At 73.3% G+C, this 16659-nt stretch carries 15 protein-coding genes and 1 pseudogene; 5 read left to right on the top strand and 11 right to left on the bottom strand.

Annotated elements, in window-relative coordinates; genetic code table 11:
- Positions 1 to 308: 308 nt before the first annotated feature.
- The 3 genes from ACFYXE_RS09465 to ACFYXE_RS09455 all read right to left on the bottom strand — a co-directional run bounded on the left by ACFYXE_RS09465 (position 309) and on the right by ACFYXE_RS09455 (position 5837).
- On the bottom strand, positions 309 to 1982 hold the full coding sequence (locus ACFYXE_RS09465) for a thiamine pyrophosphate-binding protein (RefSeq protein WP_389310644.1): 1674 nt from the start codon (positions 1980 to 1982) through the stop codon (positions 309 to 311).
- 349 nt (positions 1983 to 2331) lie between these two features.
- Positions 2332 to 3579 (bottom strand): chorismate mutase, encoded by a 1248-nt coding sequence (locus ACFYXE_RS09460; protein ID WP_389311403.1) that lies wholly within the window; start codon positions 3577 to 3579, stop codon positions 2332 to 2334.
- Between the two features lie 272 nt (positions 3580 to 3851).
- The gene (locus tag ACFYXE_RS09455) at positions 3852 to 5837 is read right to left on the bottom strand and encodes a heavy metal translocating P-type ATPase (RefSeq protein WP_389311401.1); all 1986 of its coding nucleotides are present in this window, start codon (positions 5835 to 5837) and stop codon (positions 3852 to 3854) included.
- A gap of 116 nt (positions 5838 to 5953) precedes the next feature.
- Between ACFYXE_RS09455 and ACFYXE_RS09450 the strand changes: the two genes are divergently transcribed.
- Positions 5954 to 6385 (top strand): ArsR/SmtB family transcription factor, encoded by a 432-nt coding sequence (locus tag ACFYXE_RS09450; protein WP_389310642.1) that lies wholly within the window; start codon positions 5954 to 5956, stop codon positions 6383 to 6385.
- On the opposite strand, the gene ACFYXE_RS09445 is transcribed toward ACFYXE_RS09450, so the two are convergent.
- Positions 6358 to 6729, bottom strand: a complete 372-nt coding sequence (locus ACFYXE_RS09445; RefSeq protein WP_389310640.1) for an SH3 domain-containing protein — start codon at positions 6727 to 6729, stop codon at positions 6358 to 6360. The two genes, ACFYXE_RS09450 and ACFYXE_RS09445, sit on opposite strands and share 28 nt — an antisense overlap.
- 179 nt (positions 6730 to 6908) lie before the next feature.
- On the opposite strand from ACFYXE_RS09445, the gene ACFYXE_RS09440 reads away from it, so the two are divergent.
- Both ACFYXE_RS09440 and ACFYXE_RS09435 read left to right on the top strand, forming a co-directional pair.
- A complete protein-coding gene (locus ACFYXE_RS09440; RefSeq protein ID WP_389310638.1) occupies positions 6909 to 7622 on the top strand; it encodes a response regulator transcription factor in 714 nt (237 codons plus the stop codon).
- On the top strand, positions 7619 to 9043 hold the full coding sequence (locus ACFYXE_RS09435) for a sensor histidine kinase (protein WP_389310636.1): 1425 nt from the start codon (positions 7619 to 7621) through the stop codon (positions 9041 to 9043). The genes ACFYXE_RS09440 and ACFYXE_RS09435 overlap by 4 nt, the downstream gene beginning before the upstream one ends.
- 21 nt (positions 9044 to 9064) lie before the next feature.
- Here ACFYXE_RS09435 and ACFYXE_RS09430 read toward each other — a convergent pair whose 3' ends face one another.
- The 3 genes from ACFYXE_RS09430 to ACFYXE_RS09420 all read right to left on the bottom strand — a co-directional run bounded on the left by ACFYXE_RS09430 (position 9065) and on the right by ACFYXE_RS09420 (position 12610).
- Positions 9065 to 10609 (bottom strand): sulfatase-like hydrolase/transferase, encoded by a 1545-nt coding sequence (locus ACFYXE_RS09430; protein WP_389310634.1) that lies wholly within the window; start codon positions 10607 to 10609, stop codon positions 9065 to 9067.
- 241 nt (positions 10610 to 10850) lie between these two features.
- Positions 10851 to 11120, bottom strand: a complete 270-nt coding sequence (locus tag ACFYXE_RS09425) for a hypothetical protein (protein ID WP_389310632.1) — start codon at positions 11118 to 11120, stop codon at positions 10851 to 10853.
- A gap of 224 nt (positions 11121 to 11344) precedes the next feature.
- A complete protein-coding gene (locus ACFYXE_RS09420; protein ID WP_389310630.1) occupies positions 11345 to 12610 on the bottom strand; it encodes a tetratricopeptide repeat protein in 1266 nt (421 codons plus the stop codon).
- Between the two features lie 350 nt (positions 12611 to 12960).
- Here ACFYXE_RS09420 and nrdR point away from each other — a divergent pair.
- A pseudogene (gene nrdR / locus ACFYXE_RS09415) lies at positions 12961 to 13401 on the top strand (transcriptional regulator NrdR); the annotation flags it as partial.
- A gap of 34 nt (positions 13402 to 13435) precedes the next feature.
- On the opposite strand, the gene ACFYXE_RS09410 reads toward nrdR, so the two are convergent.
- Both ACFYXE_RS09410 and ACFYXE_RS09405 read right to left on the bottom strand, forming a co-directional pair.
- Positions 13436 to 14119 (bottom strand): hypothetical protein, encoded by a 684-nt coding sequence (locus tag ACFYXE_RS09410; protein ID WP_389310628.1) that lies wholly within the window; start codon positions 14117 to 14119, stop codon positions 13436 to 13438.
- A 159-nt stretch (positions 14120 to 14278) separates the two neighbouring features.
- A complete protein-coding gene (locus ACFYXE_RS09405; protein WP_389310626.1) occupies positions 14279 to 15244 on the bottom strand; it encodes a pirin family protein in 966 nt (321 codons plus the stop codon).
- Between the two features lie 164 nt (positions 15245 to 15408).
- On the opposite strand from ACFYXE_RS09405, the gene ACFYXE_RS09400 reads away from it, so the two are divergent.
- The gene (locus ACFYXE_RS09400; RefSeq protein ID WP_389310624.1) at positions 15409 to 15756 is read left to right on the top strand and encodes a tetratricopeptide repeat protein; all 348 of its coding nucleotides are present in this window, start codon (positions 15409 to 15411) and stop codon (positions 15754 to 15756) included.
- Between the two features lie 21 nt (positions 15757 to 15777).
- On the opposite strand, the gene crcB (ACFYXE_RS09395) is transcribed toward ACFYXE_RS09400, so the two are convergent.
- Positions 15778 to 16152, bottom strand: coding sequence for a fluoride efflux transporter CrcB (gene crcB, locus ACFYXE_RS09395; RefSeq protein WP_389310622.1), 375 nt, complete (start codon positions 16150 to 16152; stop codon positions 15778 to 15780).
- Entirely contained in the window at positions 16149 to 16634 is a 486-nt protein-coding gene (gene crcB, locus ACFYXE_RS09390; protein WP_389310620.1) for a fluoride efflux transporter CrcB, read from the bottom strand. Before crcB (ACFYXE_RS09390) ends, crcB (ACFYXE_RS09395) begins: the two co-directional genes overlap by 4 nt.
- Positions 16635 to 16659: the final 25 nt, after the last annotated feature.

The following is a 16659-nucleotide window of genomic DNA, read 5'->3' as shown; positions in this document are numbered from 1 at the left end:
CTCACGGTTGCTGTCTCGTGACCGAGCAGCTGAAGCACGGTCAATCTAGACCATCGGAACCCGGATGGAGAGGGGATGTGTGTAATTCGTAATCAACCTTTGAGAGTGGGGGTTTCGCCCCGTGAAGTGATGCTGGAGTTCTGGGGTGTTGCTCCTGTTTCCTGCGAGTTCGTTCCACCCCCGCAAAGGCTCACATACACGGCCCTGCGGACCGCCCGACAGCCTGAAGGGCCGCTCTACCCACGGGAGTTCGACCCTTCACCGCGCCGCACGGCGCTTCACCGCGCCGTATCGGCGCCCGCCCGCGGCTAGAGATCCACCTGCACGAGGAAGGGGCGGCCGGTGCGGTGGCCGTCGGCCAGGACGTCGCCGAGGTCCTCGGCCGACGCGGCCCGGCGGGCGGGGACGCCCATGGAGTGGGACAGCGCGACGAAGTCCATGGCGGGCCGGTTGAGGTCCATGCCGAGGAGCCGGGACGGGCGGGGGTCGCGCTGCTGCCAGTTGTCCTTGAGCACCCGGTACTCGCGGTTGTTCACGACCACGAACCCGATGGGGAGTTCCAGGCGGGCCGCGGTCCACAGGGCCTGCGGGCAGTACATCGCGGCGCCGTCGCCGACGGTGCACAGCACGGCGCCCCGGTCCCGCGCCAGGCTGACGCCGACGGCGGCGGGCATCGCCCAGCCGAGACCGCCGGCCACCCACTGGTACTGGTTGGCGCGCCGCAGGTCCAGGGCGGCCCGGATGTGCCGGGCGGCCTGCGGCGCCTCGTCGCACACGATGGCGCCGTCGGGCAGGGTGGACGCCAACGCCTCCGCCACGGACGGGAGATCGAGCGTCGACGGCTCGGCCGCCCCCTCGGGCCCTTCCGTGTCGGGCACCTGCTCCGCCTGCTGCCCGGCGGGAATCAGGTCGAGCAACTCGCGCAGGGTGGGCCGCAGTTGCCCGTGCAGGGCCATGTCGACGGGGGTGTCGCGCCCCGGCGCGGAGGGGTCCTCGGTGATCTGGACGACCTGGGTGCGGTCGCTGAGCAGCGGGCCTGGGGCGTAGGGGTAGTAGAGGGAGAAGGGCTGCGCCCCGGCGATGACGACGAGACGGTACGGGGCGAGGGCCTCGTGGATGCCCGGCACGTGGGTGGGCAGATATCCGCGCCACAGCGGATGCCGCGTGGGGAACGGATTGGTGGCCGGCCAGCCCGTGCCCCACACCGGCGCTCCGAGCCGCTCCGCGAGAGCGAGGCCCTCGCGGGGCGCGTTGCGTGCGAGTTCGTCCCCGAAGACCAGGGCGATGTCGTCGCGTGGCGTTCCGGCGAGCAGTGCGGCGAGGTCGTCGACGGGCGCGCCCGCGGCGTAGCGGATCTCCGTGTGCCGTGGCGGGGGCGGGCCCACCTCGTCGAGCAGGTTCATGGGCAGGGACAGGAACACCGGCCCCGCGGGCGGTGCCTGGGCGACGCGGAACGCCTGGTGCAGGGCCGTGCCCAGTTCGGTGCGCGTGGACACCTCGTGGGACCACTTGACGGTGGCGCGTGCCAGCCCCGTGAGGTCACCGGCGAGGACGGGTTCGTGGATGAGGTGGCGCAGGTCCTGCTGGCCCGCGGTGACCACGAGGGGGACCTGCGCGGCGGCCGCGTTGGTCAGCGCGCCCATGCCGTTGCCGAGCCCCGCCGCCGCGTGCAGGTTCACGAAGGCCGGACGTCCGGTGATCCGCGCGTGCCCGTCGGCCATCGCCACCGCCGAGGCCTCCTGGAGGGCCAGCACGTACTGGATGTCGCGCTGACCTGCGAGCTCCTGCATCAGGGGGAGTTCGGTGGTGCCTGGATTACCGAAGACGTGATGCACGCCTTCGTCCCGCAGGACACGGAGCACGAGCTCGGCCCCACTGATGTCGGCAGAGCGGGCGGGTGCGGGGGTGGGCGATGAAGGGGTGGACGATGAGGGGTTGGGCGTCGTGGTTTCCGGGGCGGAGGAGGTGGGGGTGGCGGTCATCGGCGCTCCTGACGGTCGCGGATCTCCTGCTGGGTCACGGGTGTCCTGCGGGTCGCGGGCCTCCTGGTGGTCGTGGGGGGGCGGTCGTGGTCGTGGGGGGCGGTCGTGGTCGTGGGGCGCGGTCGTGGTCGTGGGGCGCGGTCGTGGTCGTGGGGCGCGGTCGTGGTCGTAGGGCGCGGTCGTGGTCGTAGGTTCGGCCGCAGGTGCCGGTCTGAGGCCGCGGCATTGGGTTCGGCCACAGGTCCCGGCCGGAGGTCCCGGCCGTGAATCCCGACCGCAGGTCCGGCCGGAGGCCGCGGTCGTGAGTCCCGACCGCAAGCCCCGGCCGCGGGCCCCGACCCCAGGTCTCCTACCGGCCGCGGCCCTCCCCCGGGTCACCGTCCCTCCCCTCGCCACCACCGGTCCCCCGTCGGGAGCCGGCCGCTCGCGCCCCCTCCCCCGAGGGCGAAGTCCGCTGTCCCGCAGCGAAATCGGCCGGAGGGGCGGCGGGGTACGTCCCGGCCATGCGCAGCCGCTCACCGTGTTCGCGCAGGGCGCTCAGGACGTGCAGCAGGTGCGGATCGGTCGCGTGGCCGCGGACGTCCAGCCACAGCAGGCGGGACGCCTCTCCGGCGGGCAGCGCGTGCAGGCCGAGGACCTCCGCGTGCTCCTGGGCCAGGCATTCGAGGATCCCGGTCAGGGCCGAGACGGGCGCGGTGAGCGCCACGCTCGTGACGTCGTTGCCGGTCGGGGCGGGCGGTGCGCCCGTGGGCCGCACGAGGACGAACCGCGTCACCGGCATCTGCGCCCGCCCGGGGCGCGCGAGGACGTCCAGCCGGTAGTGCTCGGCCGCCCGCCGGGTGCAGATGACGGCCTCGTACGGGGCGTCGGGACGCAGCAGCCCGGCCGCCGAGCGGGACGTGGAGGCCGCGCTGGTGCTGGTGGCACCGGGCAGGACGCCGGTCAGCCACCGCTTCGTCTGGGTCAGCGCATGCGGATGGCTGGCCACCGTGTCGACGCTGGTCAGGGCGGTGCCGGGGGCCGCCGCCAGGACCCAGTCCACGGGGAGGCGGGCCTGCCCGGCCACCGACACCGCGTCGCCGGCCGCGAGCGCGAACAGGGTGTCGTGGACGGGCCCCGAGACGCTGTTCTCCAGCGGGACGACCGCTTCCTCGGCGGCCCCCTTCCCCGGCCCGGCCACCGCCTCCTCCAGCGAGTCCACCGGAAGGAGCTCCGCGCCCGGCGGGCCGGGCCACGCCTCGGCGGCTTGGTGGGACACGGATGCGGCGGGCCCGAGGAAGGCCCTGCGGAGCCGCCGGGCGCCGCCCGTCACGGCGGGCACGGGGTCCCGGCCCCGGCACAGCCGCAGCAGGCTGAGGCCGATGTCCCGGCCCGCGGGACCGAGACCGTCCTGGTAGCGGCCGACGACGACGTTCTCGCGCGCGCTGTCGGTCCGGCAGCCGCCCCGGGCGATGCGGGACGACTGGACGAGCGCGGAGAACGACACGCGTTCCTTCACGGCCCGGATGATCTGCTGGTCGAGCTGGTCCAGGCGCTCGCGCGCCTCGGTCACTTCACGGTCTCCGGCATTCTCGGCGTGGGACATGGTGTGCTCCAGAGCGACGTTCGCGATGCGCTGCGTCCGCTCCCGCGAGACGGGGACCGTTCAGTGAGGCGTGGTGGCGAGCCGTACGGATCCGCCGCGCGCGGGAGTCGGGAGGTCCGCGCGGAAGGCTTGGGTATCCGGGTTGCCCGATCTCCCGAAGTCACCGGGGCGCAGACCCGAGGTGCGGCAGCACATAACGGGCGCTCGCCCGGGTCCTGGCCCTACGAAGTGCGCTCGTAGGGCCCGTGGTGCGCGTGGCGCCCGCACCACGGGCACCTCTCGCCTCAGTGTCCCGGTACGTCTCGGTCGCCGGCGGCGGTCGGCCAGGCCGCTTCCCGCAGCAGGCGCAGGCCGTTGAGGCCGACGACGACGGTGGAGCCCTCGTGTCCGGCGACGCCGAGCGGCAGCGGCAGCGTGGCGACCAGGTCCCACGCGACCAGCACGGCGAGGAAGGTCCCGGCGATCACCAGGTTCTGCACGACCAGTCGGCGCGCCGTGCGGGAGAGGGCCACGACCCCGGGGATCGCGGCGAGTTCGTCGCGGACGACGACCGCGTCCGCGGTCTCCAGGGCGAGGTCGGAGCCCGCCCTGCCCAGGGCGACCCCGGCGTGGGCGGCGGCCAGGGCCGGGGCGTCGTTGACGCCGTCGCCGACCACCAGCACCCGTCGCCCGGCGGCCTCCCACTCCCGTACGGCCGCCACCTTGTCCTGCGGGAGCAGTCCGGCGCGGACGTCGGTGATGCCGACCTCGGCGGCCAGCCGGCGGGCGGCGCGTTCGTTGTCGCCGGTCAGCAGGACGGGGGGACGTCCGGTCAGCGCGGTCAGCGCGGCAACCGCCCGCCGGGCGTCCGGCCGGAGCCGGTCGGCGATGCCCAGCACACCGACCGGCGTGCCGTCGCGCAGCACGAGGACCGCGGTGCGTCCTTCGGCTTCGAGTTCCCGTACCGCGCGGTCCGCCTCCGGGTCGGCGCCGTGGGCGAGTCCGGCCGGGGAGCCGACCCGCACGGTGCGACCGGCGACGACGGCCGTGACGCCCAGGCCGGGGGCGGAGGCGAAGTCACCGGCCGCTTCGAGGACGAGGTCCCGTTCGCGGGCGGCCCGGACGACGGCGCGGGCCAGCGGGTGCTCGCTCGGGTACTCCGCCGCCGCGGCCAGCGCCAGCAGCGCGTCGCCGCCCAGGCCCGCTCCGGGAAGCGTGCGCAGGTCGGTGACGTGCGGGGTGCCTTCGGTGAGGGTGCCGGTCTTGTCCAGGGCGACGGCGTCGACCTGTCCCAGCCGCTCCATCACGACGGCGGACTTCGCCAGCACGCCGTGCCGTCCCGCGTTGGCGATGGCGGACAGCAGCGGGGGCATCGTGGCGAGCACGACCGCGCACGGCGAGGCGACGATCATGAAGGTCATCGCCCGCAGCAGGGCGGGCTGCAGGGCGGAGCCGAGGGCGAGCGGGACCGCGAAGACGGCGAGGGTCGCGGCGACCATGCCGATCGAGTACCGCTGCTCGATCCTCTCGACGAACAGCTGGGTGGGGGCCTTGGTCCGGGAGGCCTCCTCGACCAGCTGCACGATCCGGGCGATCACCGAGTCCGCCGGGTCGCGCCCGACGCGGACCCGCAGGGCGCCGGTCCCATTGACGGTACCGGCGAACACCTCGTCACCGGCCCGCTTGGCCACGGGAAGGGGCTCGCCGGTGATGGTCGCCTGGTCGACGTCGCTCGTACCGTCCAGGACACGACCGTCGGCGCCCACCCGCTCGCCGGGCCGCACCAGGACGACGTCCCCGACCTCCAGGACCTCGACGGCGACGGTCTCCTCCACGCCGTCCGGCAGCAGCCGGGTCGCGGTGGCGGGGGCGAGATCCAGCAGGCCGCGCACCGAGTCCGCGGTACGGGCGGTCGCGACCGCCTCCAGGGCGCCGGAGGCCGCGAAGATGACGATCAGCAGCGCGCCGTCCAGAACCTGCCCGACGGCGGCGGCGCCCAGAGCGGCGACCACCATCAGGAGATCCACGTCCAGGGTCCGGGCCTTGAGGGCCTTCAGGCCCTCCCATCCCGGTTCCCAGCCGCCTGTGACGTACGTGGCGGCCAGCAGCGGCGCCCATGTCCACGCCGGGGCGTCGCCGAGGACGAGCGGGAGAGCGGCCAGGAAGCAGACCAGGGCCGCCAGCGCCCACCGGGCCTCCGGGAGCGCCAACACCCGTGTGCGCCGCGGGGGTACGAGCGGTCGCGGCCCGGGGACGGCTCGCGCAGGGCGCCGCTCCAGGACGGAGGACATGCGATCCAGGACAGAAGACATGACGAGGCAACCCTTCACGGGCGGACGGCGGCAGCGGCCTCACCATACAGGAACACATGAACAGGTCTTCATGTGTCGTCGGTATGATGTGCCCCATGGGCCACGGAACCGACACCGCCAGCAGCGCCACCACGCGTGAGCGCCTCGACGCCGTCGGCACCGCCGACGTGGCCGCCACGCTCCAGGCCCTCGCCACCCCCTCGCGGCTCTACATCCTGGCCCGGCTCCAGGAAGGCCCCTGTTCGGTGGGTGAACTCGCCGAGGCCGTGGGCATGGAGGCCTCCGCCTGCTCCCACCAGTTGCGCCTGCTGCGCAACCTCGGCCTGGTCACCGGCGAGCGCCACGGCCGCTCGATCGTCTACGCCCTGCACGACAACCACGTCGCCGAACTCCTCGACCAGGCCCTCTACCACGTCGAGCACCTGCGTCTCGGGGTCAGCGACGCGCCGACCGCCGCGTCCGGATCCGTCGCCGACCGGCCGTCCGGGCGGCGAGGGGATCAGGTCGCGAGGACCGGGCGCAGCTGACGCGCGTAGGCGCCGCTGATCCAGCCGCGCCGCCCTTCGAGCCGGTACCAGGTACGGGTGCCGCCGACCCGCTGGCCGGATTCGCGCCGGACGACGGCGACCACGGCGCACGGCGGAAGCTGGCCCAGGACGCGGCTGCGGGTGGTGGGGTACTCCCGAATCCTCAGGTGCACGCGGGAGGTCTGGACCCACCCGCTGTTGGCGTCGGCGTCCACCGTGACCCGCGGGCACCCCGCGGGCGGGCGGGCGACGGCGCCCTCGGCCGCGGCGGGGCCCGCCGCGACACCGCCGAGGGTCATGACGGAGGCGACCAGGAGCGACAGGGGCAGAAGGGGTCTCGGCACGTCACGGTCCTTCGGGTGAGGCGGCTGGGGGCCACACCTTTGCCGAACCGTTTCTGTGGTGCCAGCCCGCTCACCCGCCGGGATGAAGTCCTCACCCGATGCACTGACCGGCGCGCCCACAGGCTGACGCCGCGTCACCGCACCGGCCGCACGGGCGGGTCACAGGCCGGGATGTCAGGATGCCGGGCATGAATGCCCCCGAGGTCACGCCCGGCACGCGCCTGCTCGTCGTCGACGACGAGGCCGCGATCCTGGACGTCCTGGCCACCTCCCTGCGGTTCCTCGGGTACGAGGTGGCCGAGGCGGCGACGGGCCACGACGCGCTCGCCGAGGTCCGCCGACACGCACCGCACCTCGTCCTGCTCGACGTGATGCTCCCCGACATCGACGGCTTCGAGGTGGTGCGCCGGCTGCGGCAGGCCGGCTCCCAGGTGCCGGTGATCTTCCTGACGGCACGTGAGAGCGGGCAGGACGTCGTGGGCGGCCTGGACCTCGGGGCGGACGACTACATCACCAAGCCGTTCCGGCTGGCGGAGGTCGCCGCCCGGGTGCGCGCGGTGCTGCGCCGCGGCGAGAACGGCGCGGCCCGCCCGCTGCTCGCCTGCGGGGACGTCCGGATGAACACCGAGACCTACGAGGTGCACCGGGCGGGCGTACGGGTGGAGCTCTCCCCCACCGAGTACCGGCTGCTCCACCACCTGCTCCTGAACCGGGACCGCGTCCTCACCCACGAGCAACTGCTGTCCCACGTCTGGGCGTTCGGAGAGGGCGACCACGGCGTCCTGAAGACGTACATCTCGTATCTGCGCCGGAAGCTCGACGCCCTCGGCCCCGGTCTCATCGAGACCCGGCGCGGGGTCGGCTACATCCTCCGCGACCGGGGAAGCGCATGAAGCCCGCGCCGGCCCGCCACCACCGGGCGCGGCCCCGTTCGCTGCGCGGCCGGCTCCTGCTGGCCCTGCTCACCCTCACCGCCACGGCCCTGATCTGCCTCGACGCCGTCGTGTACGGCGCGCTGAGCAGGGACCTGACCCACCGCACCGACGTCACGCTGCGCGCCGTACGCCAGCGCGTCGCGCAGCAGTTGGCGCACTCCGCGCCGGGCGGCACGCTCGGCAACGACGTCCGGCTCTTCGGCGCCTCGGAGTTCTACCTCCAACTGCGCCGGCCCGACGGCACCGTACGGGAGCTGGCGCCGGGACTGCGCGACCCGGACGACGCGGCGCCGCGCCTCCCGGACCCGCTCTCCCGTGCCCACGGCGGCGAACCGGTCACCGTGGGGCCCGCGTCGCCCGCGGGGCCCGACTACCGGCTCCTCACCCAGCGGATTCCCGGACGCGGCACCCTGATCGCGGCCGTGCCCCTGGACCAGGTCCGGGGAACGCTGCGGCAGGTGCTGTGGGTGGAGGCGGTGGCGACCGGCGGCGTGCTGGCCCTCCTCACGGGCGCGGGCCTGTGGGTGCTGCGCCGCGGTCTGACGCCGCTGGAGTCCATGGCCCGGGACGCGGACCGCATCGCCTCCGGGGACCGGGCGGGGCATGTCGAACCGGCGGACGAGGACACGGAGGTCGGGCGCCTCGGGCTCGCGCTGAACACGATGCTGGCCGCGGAGCGGGGCACGCAGGACCGGCTGCGCCGGTTCGTCGCGGACGCCTCGCACGAGCTGCGGACCCCCCTGACGGCGGTGCTGGGGTATGCGGACCTGCACCATCAGGGTGCCGTCGTCCGCCCCGAGCAGCGGGACCGCGTGATGCGGGGCATCACCACCGAGGCCGTACGCATGCAGCGCCTCGTCGACGACCTGCTGCTGCTCGCCCGGCTGGACGGCGTGCCCGGCCGGGACCACGACGTCGTCGACCTCGCCTCGGTCGCGCGCGAGGCGGCCTCCGCCGCACGGGTCGTGGCGCCGGAACGACCCCTGACCGTCCGGGCGGAGACGGGTGCGCGGGTGCGCGGGGACGCCGAGCACCTGCGCCGCGTGGTCGACAACCTCCTGGCCAACGTGCGCGAGCACACGCCGCCGGGGACGGCCGCGCGGGTGACGGTACGGACGACCGCGCCGCCTCCGCCAGCACCGGGCGGGCCCACCGCCGAACTGGAGGTCGACGACGAGGGCCCGGGGATCCCGGAGACCTCTCTGCCGCACGTCTTCGACCGCTTCTACCGCGGCGCCCCCGGGCACCGCGGTGACGGCAGCGGTCTGGGGCTGGCGATCGTCGCGGCGGTGGCCGACGCGCACGGCGGCGGGGTGACGGTCGCCGCCGCGCCCGGCGAGGGGACCCGGGTCACCCTCCGGATCCCCTCGGTGGCCTGACCTGCCGGGTCGCACCGGCCCTCAGGACAGTCCGGCGTCAGGGGCCCGGGCGGCGGCGGAGCACTCCTTCGCCCCCTCGCAGTCCCGCATCTCCGCGACGGCGGCGGCGAGTTGCTCGCGTACGGCCGGGTCGAGCCCCGCGTAGGTGTTGTGCAGCATGTCGGGGTCCTTGCCCCGGTCGTAGAACTCGTGGGCGCCGTCCCGGTACTCGACGTAGGTGTAGCGGTCGGTGCGCAGGGCGTCGTAGGTGGGCGGGTTGCCGCTGCCCTTGCGGGGCTTGTCCGGGTCGTCCGGCGCCGAGTTGGGCCCGTGGTGCTCGATCAGCGCGCCCGTCGGCCAGTCCTGCGGCGTCCCGCCCTTCAGCAGGGGCAGCAGGCTGCGCCCGTCGGCGCCGGGGTCCGGTGTGCCGCCGCCGAGCTCGGTGAAGGTGGGGCACAGGTCGATGTTGGACGCGATCGCCCCGGTCGTGCCGTGCTCGACGCCCGGTCCGGTGACCACCAGGGGGACGTTCACGTCCGTGTCGAAGGCGGTCTGCTTGCCCGGTGTCAGACGGTACTGGCCCAGGTGGAAGCCGTTGTCGGAGGCGAAGGCGAACACGGTGTCGTCCGCGACCCCCTCGGCCTCGAGCACCTTCCGCAGGTCGCCGACCATGCGGTCGACCGCCTGCACGGCGCGTACCCGCTTGCGGTGGGTCCGGGTGATCTCCTGGACCTGCTGCCGCGTGAGGGGCTTCTTGTCCCGCAGCCAACCCGGCGCGTCCGTGGGCGTTTCGTCGAACGCGGGTGACTTCGGGAGGTCCAGATCCCGGTACGTGCCCCGGTCCTGCGGTGCCGGAGTGGCGGGCCCGTGCGGGGCGAAGGTGGAGATGTCGAGCAGGAAGGGCTTCTTGTCCGCCACCGCCTCCTCGACGAAGTCCTGCCCCTTCGCGCCGACGACATCGGTCAGATAGTCCTTGGCGTCGTGGCCGTAGTCGACGGTTCTGCCGTTCTCGTTGAGCGTGTAGTCGTACTCCTTGTAGCCGTTCCCGGCGACGGCCCACTCGTCCCACCCCGGCGGAACGTAGTTCTTCTCGCCGCCCACCGTCATGTCCGGCTCGTAGCCGTTGAGGTACTTGCCCATCATCGCGGTGCGATAGCCCTGCCGCTGCAGGGCGGTGGCGAAGGTCTTGTCCTCGTTGCCCTTCCGGTGGAAGACGTCGAAGCCGCCGTCCGGCGGCGAGTTCGTGAACACGCCGGTGTTGTGCGGGTACTTGCCGGTGAAGAGGGACGAACGCGAGGGGCAGCAGAGGGAGTCCGTGACCGTGTAGTTCTCGAAGGACATGCCCTCCTTCCGCAGGGCCCGCACGTTCGGCATGTGGTCCACCAGGTCCGACGAGAGATCGTCCGTCAGCACCCACACGATGTTGGGGCGCGCCGCCGGGGCCCCGTGGGCCTCCGGCGCACCGTCCCGCTCCTCCGCCGCGCCCGCCCCACCGCCGCCCCCGCTGTCGCACGCGGTCACACTTCCCGCGAGCACGACCGCGGCCAGCCAGGGCATGGCCTTCCTGCGCACACCTGCGAAAGTCAACGGTTCTCCTCCTGAGCCGAGCCTCTTCGGACGTTCCGTCGGGCCGACGCACCGACGGGACGAACACGAAGGACCCACCCTGCCGATGGAGGGTGGGAGAACCGTGGGAACGGGGGCTGTGCCGGGTGGGAATCGCGGGAATCGGGGGGGGGACCGCCTCACGGCCCGCGGCCGGATCCCGTACGTGATGAGGCCCCTGACGAAGGGGTTCCGTACGAGATCCGGCCAGGAACGCCCTCGCTCAGCGCATCCACTCCGAGTAGAAGTTCGGGAGGCCGGGCTGGGGGTCGCTGACGCAGGTGGCCTCGTGGTACTGAGGGTTCTGGGCCAGGTCGCTCTGCATCTGGTCGTAGCAGGCCTGCCAGGAGTCGAACGACTCGCCGCCGACCGGCTGCCAGCCGTCACCGGGCGGCGGGCCGGCGGCGACGGCACTGGTGCTGGTCAGCGGAATGGCGACCGCCGCCGCCCCGACGGCGAGACCGACCCCGATACGCGTACGCCACGACTTCATAGTTGTCTCCTGGCTCGTCTTTCACCACTGAGCTGGTCACGCCCAGGGGTCGGCGAACCGACCGCACCAGTCTCACGCGGTGACTCCGCACGCCTCCAGAGACTCCCAGGCAGCCTTGCGGAAGCGAATGGGCACGGGACCCTGCCCCGACGTGCACCCGGACGCGCGCCTCGCTTCCTCCCGACCGGGCAGGTGAGCGGGTGTGCACCGGGCGAAGTCGGTGATCAGGTCGCCTTGCCGCGGGCGATGTAGAGGTTCATGTCCGTGAAGTCGACGGTGACGCTGTACGGCTTGTGGAAGGCATGGAAGAAGGAGGCGCGGACGTCGAAGCCGTAGGGGGCGAGCGCGGCCTGCGGGTGCGTCTCGCAGTAGATGTGCCGGGCGACCGCGCCGCCGAGGCTGATCTCCTTCGGGTAGCAGGGGTAGGTGACGGCCGGGTGGCTGTGGGCGAAGGTCCCGATCGGGCGGTCGTGGTCGCTGCGGATCCCCAGCCGCTCGGCCGAGTCCCCGAAGACGACCGCGGCGCTCTCGCCGCCGCTCCCGCCGAAGTTCACGCCCACCACACCCGTGCTGGATCCGGCGGCTCCGGCGACGCGCCCCCTGGTGTGCAGATACTGGTCGGCCAGCCACAGCGGCAGGCGGTCCGCGCCCGCTCGCGCCGCGTCGGCGCGCACCTTCCTGGCCGCACCGGGCGTGCGGCGGCGCAGGACCAGTTGCCTCCCCGCGTAGTCGAACGTCGTCAGCAGGTGGGTGAAGACCCACGTGCCGATCATGCCGTCCCCGTCGTCACCACCGCCCCCGTCGGCATCCGCGCCCGACTCCGTCGTCGACCAGCCCACGGGTACGTTGCGCAGTTCGATGCCGCCCAGCTCGACGGAGTCCAGCACCCCGTAGTTCGCCCAGACGAAGCCGCCCTCGAATTCGATCTTCTGACGGGCGACGGGACGCAGACCGGCCTCGGCGGCCAGCTTCGCGGTCAGGCTCAGGTTCGTCGCGCCCGTGTAGAACGTGAAGCGCTTCGCCGGACCGCCGTTGACGGAGGCCTCGACGAGCGGCGTCGGGTCGGTCCGCAGGAAGTCCAGCCGCGCGAGATCGCCGTGGACCTGATACGCCTCGCCGCGCACCGCCGCGAACCACTGCGCGTAGCCCTCTTCGCCGGCCGCTCGCCAGTGCGGTACGGACAGGGCGAACTTGTCCTGGCGCAGGTAGCAGTCGCCGAGGAGGTAGTGGGCGTCCTTGTCTGCGGGCGCGAGCCGGACGGCGGTCCGCAGATACTTCTCGGCGTCACGGAAGTCGTGGGAGAGCAGGGCGACTTGGCCGCGCCGCCGGGCCGCATGCACGTTCTCGGGGTCGCCCCGCAGGATCGCCTCGTACGCCCGCGCGGCCTGGTCGAACTCCCCCGCCCTGAACAGCGCGTCCGCGTCACCGCCCGCGGCCGACGCCGCGGCCTCCCCGCCGGTCAACGGTGCCGTCGCCACGGCACCGGCCACGCCGGCGGCCCCCCGTAACAGCGAACGCCGGGCCCATCGCCTGCCGTGCCCCACGTCTTGCTTGCTGTGTCCCACGTCTTGCTTCCCTTCGCGATCACACGGTGCTTCGTGCTCCCACTCAAGGCGCGGGACCGTTGCGGTGACGTATGCGCTTCCTGATACGCCCGCGATACACGCGAGGCCACCGCGCGTCGGCCGCCCTGGGCGAACGCGGCGTCAAAGCGGCCGCGTGACGCCGGATCTGACGCAAAAACCCTGGTCAGATCCGTTATGATCAGACTTACTCAGAGTCGCCCGGACGCCGGAAGGCACCCTGAACCATCCGAGGAAAGTCGGAAAGGACACAAACGGTGTGCTGCCCCTTCTGCAGGCTCCCCGACAGTCGCGTCATCGACAGTCGGTCGACTGACGACGGGACCTCCATCCGCCGCCGGCGGCAGTGCACCCACTGCCAGCGCCGCTTCACCACCGTGGAGACGTACTCCCTCCTCGTGGTCAAACGCAGCGGCGTGACCGAGCCGTTCAGCCGCACCAAGATCGTCAGCAGTGTCCGCAAGGCGTGTCAGGGCCGCCCCATCACGGAAGACATGCTCGACCGGCTCGGCCAGCAGGTGGAGGAGAACGTGCGGGCCACCGGGAGCGCTCAACTGTCCACCCACGAAGTGGGACTGGCGGTGCTGGAACCGCTCAGCGAGCTGGACCCGGTGGCCTACATGCGGTTCGCCTCGGTCTACCGCTCCTTCGAGTCGCTCGCCGACTTCGAGAACGCGATTGCCCAACTGCGCGCCAAGTGCGGCTGAGCTCCGAGCCGCCGCCGGCTCGCGATCAACTGCTGGTGAACTTCGCGGGGGCGAGGTCGAGGAACGCCGCCATCGCGGCGTGCAGACGGGACTCTTCGGGACTGCCGGGCTCCGGCACGAGGCTGCGGAACGTCAGCTCAAGGACCCTGTCACCGTCGCGCACCAGCAGCGTGGCGATCCGAGCCTGCTGCCCGGCCGGACCGGCGAGCATCGTCCGCATCAGGGCCTCGTCGCCGAACCGCCGCTCGACGTCGAGCGGCCCGCTCGGGTCGTCGGCAGGGTTCACCACCCGCACAGGGAACTCCTGATCGCCGACGCGGACCGTCCAGGCCGCGCACCGCGCGTACACCTGGCGCATGTCGGCCATCCAGGCCGTGGCGGCTCCCGCGGCCCGTTCCGAGATCCCCTCGTCCACGACGACCGAGGAGTCGGCGGTCGCGAACGAGGTCCTGACCTCCCTCGGAGGCTTGTCGGTGAACGTCCGGTTCAGCAGGGCCGTCGTCTCCGGGGTCGGACCGGTCATCGGCGGCGGGTCCTCGTCCGACGAAGGAGCGGCCAGCTCGGCGAAATGACCCAAGCCCGCCTGGTCCAGGTCCACGGAGCGGAGCAGCAGCCCGCCCAGTTCCCTCGACGCGGCAGCCGCAGCCGCACCCGTCTTGGTGTCCGCGGTCGCGACGTCCGTCGCTGACACGCCCTCAGAAACCGTCATACGTCCCCCTCTTGCCGAGCCATGGATGGTGCAGCCCTGCCGCCCCCGGGACGAGCCGAGGGCCGGGTGGCGGCTGCAAGATCAAGCATCTCCTCCAAGGGCCCGCGAGAACAAGCCAGTACGGCCGACTTCGACCGGCCGCGGACGGCGGCGAGGGGGTCAGCGCACCCGGCCCCGCGGCTTGAGCGGGACCGGCGGCAGGGCGGGGGCCGGGAGGCGGTCGCCGTCGTAGCCCCTCACCTCACCGAAGCGCGAGGTGTCCATCCAGTCCGAACGGGCCTGCGCGATCTCCTCGTTCGAGCGGCCCACGAAGTTCCACCACATGACGAGTTCCTCCTCGAACGGCTCGCCGCCCAGGAGCATCAGGCCCGCGTCCGACTCGGCGCGCAGCGGGAGTTCCGTGCGGCCGCAGCCCAGGTAGAGCATCGAGCCGGGCAGCACCGGGACGCCGTCGACGTGCGCCTCGCCGGACATGGCCAGGACCGCGTACTCGAAGTCCGGGTCCAGCGGCAGGCGGACGTCCGCGCCACGGGTCAGCGCCAGGTCCGCACCGACCAGGGGCGTGAACGTCGTGCCCGGCGAGACCGCGCCGTCCAGAGCGCCCAGGAGGACCGTCGCCGTCAGGCCCGCCGCAGTGACCTGGGGCAGGTCCGCGTGGTGCTCGAAGTGCGGGTCCGTGTGCCGGTCGGCGTCGGGCAGTGCCACCCAGAGCTGGGCGCCGTGCAGGAACCGGGCGTGCGATGCGGGGCTCTCCTCGGAGTGCGAGATGGCCCGGCCCGACGTCATGAGGCCCAGCTCGCGGGGCCGTACGGTCTGCAGGCTGCCGGTCGAGTCGCGGTGCAGCACCTCGCCCTCGTGCAGCCAGCTGACGGTCTGCAGGCCCATGTGCGGGTGCGGGGGCACCTGCATGCCGGGCTCGTCGGCGATGTCGTCGGGACCGTAGTGATCGACGAAGCACCACGCGCCCACCATCCGGCGCCCCAGGTTGGGCAGCAGGCGGCGGACCTCGGTGGACTCGCCGAGCTTGACCCGCTTGGGGCTGAGGAGTTCCCGTACCGGTTCCGCCACGACGAAGCCGCGGCCGCCGCACAGGGACGGCACCGCCTCGCGATCAAGATTGCTCATGCCGGACAACCTAGCCCCGCACGGCCCCGGACGGCAGTCGGGTACCCGCCAGCAGGGTCGACGCGCCGCCCCGCGCGGGACCCGGTCCGCCGCGTCCACCCGGGCCCCATCTGGTGGAATATTCAACCATCCGGCCCCGTTGGAGGCCGTGAAGGAGGCAGACAGTGGACATGACCTATTACGACCACGGGACCGCGGCGGAGCGCTGGGAGCGCGCGCGGCAGTTCTTCGACGCCAAGGAGTACACGACGGCGGCGCGCATCCTCGACGGTCTGGCCGACGAGGTGCCCGAGCAGGTCGCCCCGCGTCTGCTGCTCGCCCGCTCCTACTACCACTCCGCCCAGTTGCTGCGCGCCGAGACCGAGCTGCGCCGCGTCATCGAGCTCGACCCGGTCGAGGGCTACGCCCGGCTCATGCTCGGCCGCACGCTGGAGCGGCAGGGCCGGGCGGACGACGCGGCGCCCCACCTGCGCATGGCCGCCGCGCTGAGCGGCGACTTCACGGAGGCGTGAGGCACGCGCGCGGCGCCCGCGTCAGGGCCACAGGGCCTCGGCGACGGCCACTCCCCCCAAGGCCGCGCCGAGGCCCGCGACGACGCTCCCCAGCGCGTTGGCCACCGCGTAGAACCGCGCGCCGCCCTCCGCGAGGCGCAGGGTCTCGTACGAGAACGTCGAGTACGTCGTCAGCGCGCCGCACAGTCCCGTGCCGAGGAGCAGCTGGACGTCGGAGGACACGGCGCCCGCCGCGACCGCGCCGGTGAGGAGTCCGAGGATCAGACAGCCGACGACGTTGACGGTGAAGGTGCCCCAGGGGAACCCGCTGTCGTGCCGCGCCTGGACGATCCGGTCGGTGAGGTAGCGCAGCGGGGCGCCCGCCATGCCGCCGACGATGACGAGAAGCCAGTTCACGCGCGCCTCCCCGCGACCGCGCGGCGCGTCGTCCGTGCCGCCGCCCACACCGCCAGCAGCGCCGTGAGCAGCGTCAGGGCCAGGTAGGCGAGGCCCGTGCGCGCGTGGCCGTCCCGCACCAGGCGTTCGATGTCCACGGCGTACGTCGAGAACGTGGTGAAGCCGCCGAGGACCCCCGTGCCGAGGAAGGGCCGGACCAGGCGGTGCGCGGTGCGGGCCTCGCCGACCAGCACCATGAGCACGCCGATCGCGGCGCACCCCACGGCGTTCACGGCGAGCGTCGTCCAGGGGAACGAGCCGGTGGCGGTGGGCCAGAGCTCGGCCGCCGCGTAGCGGGCCACCGCGCCGATGCCGCCGCCGACGGACACCGCGGCGAGCACCTGCCCCTGCCCTTCGGACAGCTCGCGGCGCTGCGCCGGGACGGTCAGGTCGACGTCGGGGTCCGTCGGTTCGTGCTCGGTTCCGGGCCGTTGCGCTCCCATGCCGCCCACGCTATCCGGCACGGCG

This window comes from Streptomyces sp. NPDC002564 (assembly GCF_042889645.1).
GTDB lineage: Bacteria > Actinomycetota > Actinomycetes > Streptomycetales > Streptomycetaceae > Streptomyces.
Note: the sequence above shows the minus strand (reverse complement) of the source record. Positions and strands in the feature narration are given on the sequence as shown.

Coding starts and splice junctions, on each gene's coding strand:
- ACFYXE_RS09465 (WP_389310644.1), bottom strand. CDS start 1,982: ATGACCGCCACCCCCACCTCCTCCGCCCCGGAAACCACGACGCCCAAC.
- ACFYXE_RS09455 (WP_389311401.1), bottom strand. CDS start 5,837: ATGTCCTCCGTCCTGGAGCGGCGCCCTGCGCGAGCCGTCCCCGGGCCG.
- ACFYXE_RS09450 (WP_389310642.1), top strand. CDS start 5,954: ATGGGCCACGGAACCGACACCGCCAGCAGCGCCACCACGCGTGAGCGC.
- ACFYXE_RS09440 (WP_389310638.1), top strand. CDS start 6,909: ATGCCGGGCATGAATGCCCCCGAGGTCACGCCCGGCACGCGCCTGCTC.
- ACFYXE_RS09435 (WP_389310636.1), top strand. CDS start 7,619: ATGAAGCCCGCGCCGGCCCGCCACCACCGGGCGCGGCCCCGTTCGCTG.
- ACFYXE_RS09425 (WP_389310632.1), bottom strand. CDS start 11,120: ATGAAGTCGTGGCGTACGCGTATCGGGGTCGGTCTCGCCGTCGGGGCG.
- ACFYXE_RS09410 (WP_389310628.1), bottom strand. CDS start 14,119: ATGACGGTTTCTGAGGGCGTGTCAGCGACGGACGTCGCGACCGCGGAC.
- ACFYXE_RS09405 (WP_389310626.1), bottom strand. CDS start 15,244: ATGAGCAATCTTGATCGCGAGGCGGTGCCGTCCCTGTGCGGCGGCCGC.
- crcB (WP_389310620.1), bottom strand. CDS start 16,634: ATGGGAGCGCAACGGCCCGGAACCGAGCACGAACCGACGGACCCCGAC.